The sequence below is a fragment of the Veillonella dispar genome (genome assembly GCF_937975875.1).
Lineage (GTDB): Bacteria > Bacillota > Negativicutes > Veillonellales > Veillonellaceae > Veillonella > Veillonella dispar_B.
In genome coordinates, this window is record NZ_CALJSP010000169.1 from 1 (window position 1) to 12,268 (window position 12,268).

The 12,268-nt window shown below is 38.5% G+C and carries 11 protein-coding genes and 1 pseudogene; all 12 read left to right on the forward strand.

Features of this window, described 5'->3' with window-relative positions; all coding sequences use genetic code 11:
• Positions 1 to 3,317: pyruvate carboxylase (locus tag Q7P05_RS08290; protein ID WP_303931586.1), on the forward strand; the 3,317-nt coding region annotated here is incomplete at its 5' end.
• 199 nt (positions 3,318 to 3,516) lie between these two features.
• A complete protein-coding gene (gene nrdR, locus Q7P05_RS08295) occupies positions 3,517 to 3,993 on the forward strand; it encodes a transcriptional regulator NrdR (RefSeq protein WP_024065834.1) in 477 nt (158 codons plus the stop codon).
• A 25-nt stretch (positions 3,994 to 4,018) separates the two neighbouring features.
• Positions 4,019 to 4,945, forward strand: a complete 927-nt coding sequence (locus Q7P05_RS08300) for a dipeptidase (protein ID WP_295825399.1) — start codon at positions 4,019 to 4,021, stop codon at positions 4,943 to 4,945.
• Positions 4,945 to 5,514: a D-sedoheptulose 7-phosphate isomerase gene (gmhA, locus tag Q7P05_RS08305; protein ID WP_005386896.1), complete on the forward strand. Its 570-nt coding sequence runs from the start codon at positions 4,945 to 4,947 to the stop codon at positions 5,512 to 5,514. Before Q7P05_RS08300 ends, gmhA begins: the two co-directional genes overlap by 1 nt.
• A 96-nt stretch (positions 5,515 to 5,610) precedes the next feature.
• Complete coding sequence (gene rfaE1 / locus Q7P05_RS08310) at positions 5,611 to 7,089, forward strand: D-glycero-beta-D-manno-heptose-7-phosphate kinase (RefSeq protein WP_039969236.1); 1,479 nt, start codon at positions 5,611 to 5,613, stop codon at positions 7,087 to 7,089.
• Positions 7,086 to 8,051 (forward strand): ADP-glyceromanno-heptose 6-epimerase, encoded by a 966-nt coding sequence (rfaD, locus tag Q7P05_RS08315; RefSeq protein WP_303931589.1) that lies wholly within the window; start codon positions 7,086 to 7,088, stop codon positions 8,049 to 8,051. The genes rfaE1 and rfaD overlap by 4 nt, the downstream gene beginning before the upstream one ends.
• Positions 8,051 to 8,545 (forward strand): HAD family hydrolase, encoded by a 495-nt coding sequence (locus Q7P05_RS08320; protein WP_303931591.1) that lies wholly within the window; start codon positions 8,051 to 8,053, stop codon positions 8,543 to 8,545. Before rfaD ends, Q7P05_RS08320 begins: the two co-directional genes overlap by 1 nt.
• Before the next feature lie 96 nt (positions 8,546 to 8,641).
• Positions 8,642 to 9,661 carry a glycosyltransferase family 9 protein gene (locus tag Q7P05_RS08325; RefSeq protein ID WP_303931593.1) on the forward strand — a complete coding sequence of 340 codons (1,020 nt, stop codon included), beginning with the start codon at positions 8,642 to 8,644 and terminating at the stop codon, positions 9,659 to 9,661.
• Positions 9,661 to 10,701 (forward strand): glycosyltransferase family 9 protein, encoded by a 1,041-nt coding sequence (locus Q7P05_RS08330; RefSeq protein ID WP_303931594.1) that lies wholly within the window; start codon positions 9,661 to 9,663, stop codon positions 10,699 to 10,701. Before Q7P05_RS08325 ends, Q7P05_RS08330 begins: the two co-directional genes overlap by 1 nt.
• 4 nt (positions 10,702 to 10,705) lie before the next feature.
• Complete coding sequence (locus tag Q7P05_RS08335) at positions 10,706 to 11,689, forward strand: exonuclease domain-containing protein (protein WP_369680438.1); 984 nt, start codon at positions 10,706 to 10,708, stop codon at positions 11,687 to 11,689.
• Positions 11,690 to 11,759: 70 nt separating this feature from the next.
• Positions 11,760 to 12,215: pseudogene (locus tag Q7P05_RS08340) on the forward strand (aminopeptidase); the annotation flags it as partial.
• The coding region (locus Q7P05_RS09640) for a hypothetical protein (protein WP_369680439.1) at positions 12,205 to 12,268 on the forward strand (64 nt) is incomplete at its 3' end. The pseudogene Q7P05_RS08340 and the gene Q7P05_RS09640, both read left to right, overlap by 11 nt.

Here is a 12,268-nt window from a genome sequence, read left to right on the forward strand (position 1 = left end):
GTAACCAAGCCGATGAAGCCTATCTCGTAGGGGAAGGTAAAAAACCAGTTGAAGCATATCTTGATATTGAAGATATTATCCGTATTGCAAAAGAACATGATATTGATGCTATCCATCCAGGTTATGGGTTCTTATCTGAAAACGAAGAGTTCGCTCGTCGTTGTGGTGAAGAAGGTATCATTTTCATTGGACCTCATGTAGAACATTTGAATATGTTCGGTGATAAGGTTAATGCTCGTGCACAAGCTAAATTGGCAGATATCCCAATGATCCCTGGTTCAGATGGGGCTTTGCGTGATTTTGAACAATTAGAAGAATTTGCAAATACTCATGGTTTCCCATTGATGATTAAAGCCGTAAATGGCGGTGGCGGCCGTGGTATGCGTGAGGTTCATCGCAAAGAAGATCTTCGTGATGCATATGATCGCGCTAAATCTGAAGCAAAAGCTGCTTTTGGCGATGATGATGTATATGTAGAAAAACTTATCGTTGAACCTAAACATATTGAAGTACAAATCCTTGGTGATGAACATGGTAATGTAGTTCATTTACATGAACGTGATTGCTCTGTACAACGTCGTCACCAAAAGGTTGTTGAAATGGCTCCAGCTTTTTCATTGCCATTGGAAACTCGTAAAGCCGTATGTGATGCAGCTGTAAAAATCATGAAAAATGTTGGCTACGTTAATGCGGGTACTGTAGAATTCTTGGTAACTGCTGATGGTTCCTTCTATTTCATCGAAGTTAACCCTCGTATCCAAGTAGAACATACTGTAACAGAAATGATTACAGATATTGATATTGTTCATTCTCAAATCCGTATTGCTGAAGGTTATGACTTACATAGCCCAGAAGTAGGCATTCCTGCACAAGATGAAGTTCCTTGTAAAGGGACTGCAATTCAATGTCGTATCACTACAGAAAATCCTAAAAATAACTTCATGCCTGATACAGGTAAAATCTTGGCATACCGTAGCTCCGGTGGCTTTGGTATCCGCTTAGACTCTGGTAATGCTTTCACAGGTGCCGTAGTAACACCTTACTATGATTCCTTACTTGTAAAAGCAACTGCATTTGGTCCTAACAATGAAGAAACGATTCGTAAAATGCTTCGTTGCTTGAAAGAATTCCGTATTCGTGGCGTTAAAACAAATATTCACTTCTTGATTAACGTTCTTGAACATCCTGAATTCCAAAGCGGTAACTACACTGTTAACTTCATCGAAGATCATCCAGAATTATTCGAATTGAAACCTGACCGTGACCGCGGTACTAAATTATTGCGTTACATTGCAGACGTAACAATCAATGGTTACTCTGGTGCAGGCCCTCAAGAAGTACCTGATTTTGAACCAATTCAAATGCCATCTAATTTAGATGTATCTCCTGCAGCTGGTACAAAACAAAAATTTGATGAATTAGGTCCAGAAGGCTTCAGTAAATGGTTATCTGACCAAAAACAAGTATTCTTTACAGATACTACATGGCGTGATGCTCATCAATCCTTGTTTGCTACACGTTTACGTACAATTGATATGGCACGCGTAGCTGGTCATGCTGCGAAAGGTGTTCCTAACTTATTCTCATTAGAGTGCTGGGGCGGTGCTACATTCGACGTATCCTATCGCTTCTTACATGAAGATCCATGGGAACGCTTACGCATGTTCCGTCGTGAAGTACCAAATACATTGCTTCAAATGTTGATTCGCGGTGCAAATGCAGTAGGTTACACATCCTATCCAGACAATGTAGTTCGTCAATTTATCCAACGTGCTGCTACAAACGGCATTGATGTATTCCGTGTATTTGATAGCTTAAATAGCCTTGATAATATGCATGTAGCTATTGATGAAGTACGTGCACAAAATAAAATTGCTGAAGTAGCATTGTGCTATACAGGTGATATTCTTGATAGTAGCCGTCCTAAATACAATTTAGGTTACTATGTAAATATGGCTAAAGAGCTTGAAAAAGCGGGTGCTAATATTATTGCTATCAAAGATATGGCAGGTCTTTTAAAACCTCAAGCAGCTTATAATCTTGTATCTGCATTAAAAGATGCTGTAACAGCGCCAATTCATTTACATACTCATGAAGGTTCTGGCAATGCTATCTACTCTTATGGTCGTGCTGTAGATGCTGGTGTAGACGTTATCGACTTGGCATACTCTGCATTTGCTAATGGCACATCTCAACCTAGCATGAACTCTATGTACTATGCTTTGAGTGGCCATGACCGTCAACCTGACATGAACATTGACTACATGGAAGAAATGTCTCATTACTTTGGCAGCATTCGTCCATACTACAAAGGTGTGGATAAAGCAGAAGCATATCCTAACACTGAAGTATATCAACATGAAATGCCAGGTGGCCAATACTCCAACTTGCAACAACAAGCTAAGATGGTAGGCCTTGGTGATCGTTGGAATGATATCAAAAAAGTATATCATCAAGTAAATATGATGTTTGGCGATATCATTAAAGTAACACCTTCTTCTAAAGTTGTAGGCGACATGACATTGTACATGGTACAAAACAACTTGACTGAAAAAGATATTTACGAAAAAGGCGATGTATTAGACTTCCCTCAATCCGTAGTAGAATTCTTTGAAGGTCGTCTTGGCACTCCATACCAAGGTTTCCCTGAAGAGTTACAAAAAATCATCTTAAAAGGTGCTAAACCTATTACAGTTCGTCCTGGTGCAGTATTACCTCCAACAGACTTCGAACATGTTCGTCATGAATTAAGTGAAATGGGTGCTAATACAACTGATGAAGATATTAGCGCATACTGCTTATATCCTAAGGTATACCAAGATTACAATAAATTTGTAAAAGACTTTGGTGATGTATCTGTACTCGATACTCCAACATTCTTCTTCGGTATGAAACGTGGTGAAGAAATCCAAGTAACTATCGAAAAAGGTAAAACATTAATTATTAAGATGAATGGTGTATCCGATCCTGATGAAGATGGTAACCGTATCGTATTGTTCGAGTTCAATGGTCAACCTCGTGGCATTAAAGTTCATGATAAACATGCTAAGACTACAGGTGTTGTTCGTCGTAAAGCAGATGAATCTAATCCTGGCGAAATCGGTGCTACATTGTCCGGTTCTGTTGTTAAGATCCTCGTTAAGAATGGTCAATCTGTAGTTAAAGGTGAACCATTAATCGTTACAGAAGCGATGAAGATGGAAACAACAATTACAGCTCCTATCGATGGTATCGTAGAAGAAATTCTAGTTCGTGAAGGTAGCCGTATCGAATCTGGCGACTGCTTGCTTCGCGTTCAAGATGCTCCAAAACGATAGTTATAATCTCAGGTAAAATTAAAAATATTATTTCTAAAGTATTTCATAAAATAAAATACTGTAGAATAATGGAAGAATCCCTAGGAAATCCTAGGGATTCTTTGTATTTTAAGGGGTTTCATGGTACTATATATAGTAGAGAAAATGGGCGTATTATGCACTATTTTAGAGTGATTATTAGAAAAAGGAGTAGTAACAGATGAGATGTCCTTATTGCCAACACACAGACACGAAGGTAACAGACTCTAGAACGACTGATGAAGGTAATAGTATTCGCCGTCGCCGCGAATGTATCAATTGTGGCCGTCGCTTTACTACCTATGAAATTATAGAAGAAGTACCACTTATGGTATTAAAGAAAAACGGACGTCGTGAATTATTTGATCGCGGTAAATTATTAAATGGCTTATTGCGTTCTTGTGATAAACGCACCGTACCAATGTCCGTGATGGAACAAGTGGTTAACGATGTAGAGCGCGATATTCGAAATGAAATCAATCAAGAGGTAACTACGGATCGCATTGGCGAACTTGTATTGCAACAATTAAAAGATATTGACCAAGTTGCATATGTTCGTTTTGCTAGCGTATATCGTAAGTTTGATAATATTGATAGCTTTATGGAAGAACTGAAAGCATTAAAGAAACTAGATGCTAAAAAACCAAAACGTAATTAATTACTAATATTACATGTGAGGCTTTATGATAGATTTACACTGCGATACGATAATGAAATTAATAGACCATCCTAGTAGTGGGGACCTGTATCGTAATACTTGGAAAATCGATATAGAAAAGTTGCAAAAGGCTCACAGCAAGGTGCAAGATTTTGCACTTTTTATCAATCTTGGTGAAACAAACGACCCTTATGGTCGTTATGAAGCGATGCGTAATTTATGTACATTACAAATTCAGCATTATGGAGAGCACATACAACATGTGCTCTCTTATCAAGATATAGAGTCTGTGTATGAGTCTGGTAAGATTGGAGCCCTCATGTCTATCGAAGAAGGCGGCGTACTAGGCGGCGATTTAGATAAACTAAGACAAGCTTATCAAGATGGTGTTCGACTTATTACGCTTACTTGGAATTATCCGAATGGACTGGGTGAGCCTCATTGTGGTGACCAGCATAAAAAATTAACACCGAAAGGTGTTGAATTTGTGGAGGCTATGCAAGATTTAGGAATTATCGTTGATTGCTCTCATTTAAATGATGCAGGTACAGAGCAATTAGGAGATATTTTAGATGTACCTTTCATAGCATCTCACTCGAATGCGCGCGAAGTTACAGCCCATACAAGAAACTTACCGGATAATCTAATTAAGCTGATTGCCAATAAGGGTGGCGTTATAGGCCTTAATTTTGCTCAATCTTTTTTAGGTACATCACCCATAAGTCGGATTGAAGATATCGTAAAACACGGCTTATATCTCATCAATAAGGGCGGGGAAGATGTTGTGGCATTAGGAACCGACTTTGATGGTATTAAGCCAGATACAGAAATTAAAGATGCTTCTGAAATGCATCGATTATATGATGCATTTAAAGAGGCCGGTTTATCTGTGGAGCAATGTGAGAAATTGTTCTGGAAAAATGCAGATAGACTATTAAAGGAGATTTTATAATGACTGATTTAAATCCAATCATTGCAGATCGTTTTACCGAGCATCTTGAGGTTTTTGGTAGAACGATGGAGCATATGGATACCATTCAAGAGATTGCCTATCGCTGTAAGGCTGCTTTAGAAAATGGCAATAAGATTTTATTCTGTGGTAATGGTGGTTCTGCTGCAGATTCTCAACATTTAGCGGCGGAATTGATTTGTCGCTTTAAAAAGGAACGACGCTCTCTTGCAGGGATTGCATTAACTACTGATACATCTGCATTAACAGCGATTGCCAATGACTATGATTTTGAATCTGTTTTTGCACGTCAAGTAGAGGGACTAGGCCGTACAGGTGATGTTCTTATTGGTATTTCTACATCTGGGAACTCCAAGAATGTTGTGAAAGCTGCAGAAATGGCCCGTTCTATTGGTATGCATACCATTGCTTTCACCGGAGAAGGCGGTGGTAAGCTAGCTGAATTATGTGATATTACATTAGCCATTCCAAGTAATGTAACAGCTCGTATTCAAGAGATGCACATTTTGGCTGGTCATATCATGTGTGAAATTATTGAAGAAGATTATTAACCGTTACGGTCTTATGTATAAATAGATACATGTTTGATGCCAAGTATTTTATGTAAGTCGTTATGCATGTATATTGTGGTAAGGAATAGGTGGATTATGATAAATGCTACCATTAATCAATTTTTAACAAAGCAACTACCAAATTTAAAGATTGCCGTTATAGGTGATGTTATGGTAGATCGTTATGTTTTTGGTGATGTAAGTCGTATTTCTCCAGAGGCACCGGTTCCTGTTAACCGCGTGGCAAAGATGAAAGAAGTGCTTGGCGGTGCTGGTAATGTTGCGTCGAACCTATCAAATTTAGATTGCACAGTATATCTCGGTGCTATTGCTGGTAATGATGACCATGGTCGTTTATTACAACAGTTACTTGATGCAGATAAGATTGATACAACAGGTTTATTGACGAGCGACGATCGATCTACTATTACTAAGATGCGCATCTTAGGTGATCGTCAGCAGATGATGCGCTTAGATTTTGAAACCATAACAGATTTGACAATCCATGAAGAACAGAAACTATCTACATGGTTGGAAAATCTCTGTAAAGCGGGTATCGATGGCATTGTTGTTTCTGACTATGGTAAAGGCGTTTGTACACCGACATTGCTAAAAAAAATCTTTAGTTTAGCTAAGGAGTATGGCGTACAAACAATCGTAGATCCTAAGGGTTCTGATTGGTCTAAATATAACGGTGCCACATGCATTACACCAAATGTAAAAGAACTAGGTGAATGTGTAGGTCGTAAATTAGAAAATGATGATACCACTATTGTTGAAGCAGCTAAGTCAGTACTGGCTAATGTTGATTTAGAGTACATTGTGGCTACTCGTTCCGCAAAAGGGATCACTGTTATTGCAAAGGATGGCCGTACATGGCATAATCCTGCCACACAACAAGAGGTATTCGATGTAAGTGGTGCAGGTGATACGGTTGTATCCATGATGATGACATGCCTTGCCAGTGGCCTATCTATGCGTTTAGCATTACATATTGCAAATGGTGCAGCAGGCATTGTCGTATCCAAGGTTGGTACATATCCAATTCATCGTTCTGAACTATTGGATTTATGGCATTCATATAAGCATAGTGTTCAATCGAAGCCTTTATACACAAAGGAAGAGATGAAGCAGCTTATTACACAATGGCAAAACAAGGGTGAAACTGTTGTGTTTACAAATGGTTGCTTTGACATTCTTCATCGTGGACATATTACGTACTTACAAGAGGCAGCTCAATTAGGTGATCATCTAATTATTGGTTTGAATTCCGATGCTTCTGTTAGACGTCTAAAGGGCGAAACACGTCCCATCGTAAGTGAAGAAGATCGCGCAGCATTATTAAGTGCGTTGCGTTGTATCGATGGTGTGGTTTTATTCGAAGAGGATACACCAGCTGAACTATTAGCTTATTTGCGTCCTAATACGCTAGTTAAGGGCGGCGATTATAAGATAGAAGATATTATTGGACGTGAGTCCGTAGATCATGTAGAGGTGCTTTCATTTAAAGAAGGTTACTCTACATCCGATATTGTAGGGAAAATAGCTACTATGGCTAAGGAGGGTAAATTATGATTATCGTAACAGGCGGTGCTGGTTTCATCGGCAGTAATATTGTGAAAGCGTTAAATGACCGCGGTCGTACAGATATTCTTATTGTTGATGATCTTACAGATGGTCGTAAAATCCGAAATATTCAAAATTTAGAATTCTTGGATTATATCGATTGTGATGATTTTGATTGTGCTATTGCTGATGGTACATTCGATGTAGGTCCTATCGAAGTTGTATTCCACGAAGGCGCTTGTGCGGACACAATGGAATATAATGGCAAATACATGATGAAGAATAACTATGAAGGTTCTAAAAATCTATTCCACTATTGCCAAGACCATCGTATTCCATTCATCTATGCATCCTCTGCATCTACCTATGGTAATGGTAAAAATGGTTTCGTAGAAAAACCAGAAGCTGAAGAAGCACTTAACCCATATGCGTACTCCAAATTGTTGTTTGACCGTTACGTGCGTAAATATGAAGGTGAATATACAGCTCAAGTAGTAGGCTTACGTTACTTTAATGTATATGGTCCTAATGAGGCTCATAAAGATAAAATGGCTTCCTTAGTTCGCCAAATGTTCTATAAAAATAAAGAAACTGGTATTATCAATCTATTTGAAGGTACAGATGGCTATGAAGATGGTGGTCAAACACGTGACTTTATCTATGTTAAAGACGTAGTTAATGTAAACTTCTATTTCTGGGAACACCCTGAAATTTCTGGTACTTTTAACTGTGGTACAGGTAATGCTCATAGCTTTAATCAATTTATGCAAGCTGTTATTGACTACAACGGCAAAGGTAAAATTGAATACATTCCATTCCCAGAGGTATTAAAAGGTAAATACCAAAGCTTTACAGAGGCTGATACTACTAAATTATTGGCTGCTGGTTATGATAAAGGGTTCCATAAAATGGAAGATGCTGTTAAGGAATATTGTGAATTACTCGATAATAACGAAGGGTATTTACGTTAATGCGCAAGGTGTTATTTTTAGATCGCGATGGCGTTATTAATAAAGACGTTAGCTATCTATATAAAATCAGTGATTTAGAGTGGGTAGATGGTGCTAAAGAGGCACTAGCTTATGCGTATAGCAAGGGCTATGACCTCATTGTAGTGACCAATCAAAGTGGGGTCGCTCGAGGTTATTATAAGGAATCTGATGTTCAGATTTTACATGATCACATGGCTCATGAACTAGATCGCAGTGGGGCACCGATTTTGCATTTTTATTATTGTCCTCATCATAAAGAAGGCTCTGTACCTCTGTATGCTGTCGATTGTGAATGCAGAAAGCCAAAGCCTGGCATGATTAATCAAGCTATTAAGGATTATGATGTAAATCCTAAAGCTAGTTTTCTTATTGGCGATAGTCAGCGCGATGTTGATGCAGCAGAAGCAGCTGGTGTAAAAGGATATCTATTTACAGGTACAAATCTGTTAGATTTTATTAAGACTATTATTTAGTTAATTATTACCATTACTTTGTTTTACTTTTAACTTATGTCTGTTTTAAGGTGATATAAGGTTGTTTAGTTGTGGTGTTGTATTTGGGGAGGCTATATGAAAGACTACAAGAATATACTCATCATAAAGATGAGTTCCTTAGGTGATGTGATTCATGCATTACCTACCTTGTATGCAGTGCGTAAAAATTGGCCTAATGCGCATATTACATGGGCTATTCACGAGCAATTTGCTAGCCTTCTGCCAGGTACACCATGGGTAGATGATGTTATCATTATCGACAAGAAACAACTTAAAAAGCCTGCCTATTTATGGCAATTACGTAAGGAGTTACATAGTCGTCACTTTGATATGACATTGGACTTACAATGTATTGCAAAGAGTGCCATTGTATCTTTACTATCTGGGGCTCCTGAGAAATATGGTTACTGGGAGCTTCGTGAAGGTAGTAATTTAGTTAATAAAGCTCTAGTAGGGGAGCATAAATACGACCATGTCATTGAACGCTATTTAGATACTGTTCGAGCGCTCGGTGGTGACGTAGATAGTATAGAATTTCCTATGCCTGCCTACGTAGATGCGGAGAAGTCCGTAAAAGAGAAGTTAGCTTGTCATGGCGTTGACGAAGATTATATAGTTGTTGTTCCTGGTGCTCGCTGGATCGTTAAGGAATGGCCTCTTCTTAACTTTGGAGAGCTATGTATCCGTTTATGTGAGTCTGGTAAAAAAGTTGTTATTGCCGGTGCTCCTGATGATGCAGAAAAAGGAGCTTTCATAGAAAACTATGTGAAAAATAAGAATCTCATCAACTTAGTGGGGTCTACATCCATGCCAGAGCTAATTGAGTTGATTCGACACTGTGAAATTTTCATCAGTGCTGATACGGGCCCTTTGCATATTGCTAATGCTCTGAAGCGGCCTTTGATTGCATTATTTGGAACCACATCTCCAAAACGAACTGGTCCATATGGAGGGAGTCATGTACATCTTATTATTTCACCTACATCAAAGGCTACACCTGAACAGCCATTAGTAGATGATCCCGATTGTATGGCTCAAATTCCTGTAGATGCTGTGTGGTCTGTATATGAGCAAGTAATTGGAAAGGAACTATAATGGAACTTGATTATAAACGCATTGTGGTCACCTTTCTCATGCACTTAGGTGATGTTATTTTAACGACTCCATTCTTAGAGGTGCTACGTAAAGCGGCTCCACATAGTCATATTACATATGTAATAGATGAAAAACTGCAACAAGTGATGCAATATAATCCAAATATTGATGAACTTATCGTTGTAGATAAAAAGGGGCGTCATAATAGTATTTCTGGGCTCAATGAGATAGCTCGAGAGATTAATGCAAAGGGTAAACCTGATATCGTTATCAATTTACATCCTAATGAACGTACTTCCTATTTAGCCTGGAAGATTCATGCGCCCATTACGACTGGTATGAGTCATTTTTTATTTAGACCGTTTATGACAAAGTATACCCGTCTAGACCGTAAAACTCGCCACGCTGCAGATATGTACATCAATGTACTAGAACAATTAGGTGTAACGGATATTTCTAACTCTGGTTTACATATTGAAACTTGTGAGGCATGGCGCCGTGAGGCTCAGGAGTTCTATGCTAGTCATGGTTTAACAGATAGTGATACGCTCATCGGTTTTAATATTGGTAGTGCTGTTCCTGAGAAACGCTGGCCTGCTGAACGATTTGCCCATGTAGCTGATTATGTGGGTCATTTAGGGTATAAAACAGTATTCTTTGGCGGCCCTATGGATCTCGAAATGGTGCAACCTGTAGTAGAACAAATGGAAACGAAACCGATTGTGGCTACCGGAAAATTCCAGTTAGGACCGTTGGCAGCGGCAATGAGCCGCTGTAATCTATTGATTACAAATGACTCTGGTCCTATGCATGTGGCCATCAGCCAAAAGGTGCCAATTGTGGCGCTTTACGGTCCATCAAATCCATTCTTTTATGGTCCATATCAAGCTCATGCTATCGTTCTGGAAACGATGGACTCCTATGAGGTTGGTAAAAGCATGAAAAAGATTATTAAAGAAGGAAATTATAAAGGCTTGTCCGTAATTTCTGAAGAGCAGGTTATTAAAGCAGCGGAAACATTGCTTTCAGAATCGAAATAAACATATGAACTATATTGTATTTGATTTAGAGTGGAATCAACCCTATAGCAATGACATTAGCTTTATGAAGCGCACAAAAATGCCACTAACAGGGGAAATCATTCAAATCGGAGCGGTAAAACTGAATGAAAAGATGGACATTGTAGATCATTTTACAATGTTCATCAAACCACAATACCTGCCACGGATGCATAAACATGTCCGTGAATTGACAGGTATTACATCACGAGAACTCGATCATGGTGTGCCCTTTAAGACGGCTATGCAGTACTTTCAAAATTGGTGTGGTGATGAGTATATGTTGTTATCTTGGGGGTCTGATGACATTCTCATATTGCGTGAAAATCTAATGCTTCATAGGATGAAAGCTTCATCTTATGATCAATGGGTAGATGCACAGATGATTTATGCTTATCAGCGATATGGTACGAGTCAACAGTATTCTGTGGCTCATGCCATGGAGGACCTAAATATATCTACGGAGCATTTATCTGCTCATAATGCATTACATGATGCTGTATTTACGGCTCATATATGTCAAAAGCTAGATATACAACAAGGTATTTTACATTATGATCTAATTCGAAAGGAAAGTAGTAATCCTTTCTTATATCCACCAATTTTAACGTTCTTTATGTATGAGAACTTCCCTGAAAAGAAGCGCATTGTTCATGATAGAAGGGTTCGATTATCATTCTGCCCGTATTGTCAGACCCGCTTGGAAATGACGCGGCCAGAACGATTGCAAGGTGATAAGCATCTCGCTATAGGCGTTGGTCCTAAACATGGCGATTTTGCAGTGCAACTTAAAGTTGGAAAATATACGATTAAGTCCGGTAGTACTAAATTCTACGTTACAAAGGTATTAACGCATTGTACGGACGAAATTCGTTCTCTATATACTCAGAAGTCTGAAATTAATCGAGAGAAAGAGCGAAAATATTTGGAATTTCGCCGGGCGGAACTAGAAAAGGACCGCCAAAAATAATTTTATTAATTCCTGTTCACATCTATAGTTTCTTAATTATTAGCTTGTGAGCATTTAGAAAGGATAGATTATGGAACGCAAATATGCATGGCATAATTACGACGATGCCACTATGGAAAAGGTATATGCCTTAAGTGATACATATCGTCAATTTTTAGATAATGGTAAAACAGAACGTGAATGTGTTGTACAGGCCGTTGAATTTGCAGAAGCAAAAGGATATGTAAATTTAAAAGATATTATTAAATCCAATACACCAATCAAAGCTGGGGACAAGCTTTATTACACACATATGGATAAATCCATTGCTTTATTTAATATTGGTACTGATGATATTGAATTGGGTATGAATATCTTAGGTGCTCATATTGACTCTCCACGTATCGATGTAAAACAAAACCCACAATATGAAGATAGCAATCTCGTGTTTTGGGATACTCATTACTATGGAGGCATTAAAAAATACCATTGGGTTGCTATGCCTCTTGCTATTCATGGCGTTGTAGTAAAAACAGATGGTACTCGTGCTTATCTGGCTTTTCGTGAGTCAGGTGTTGGAAATGCGTCTCCTGGGTTCGA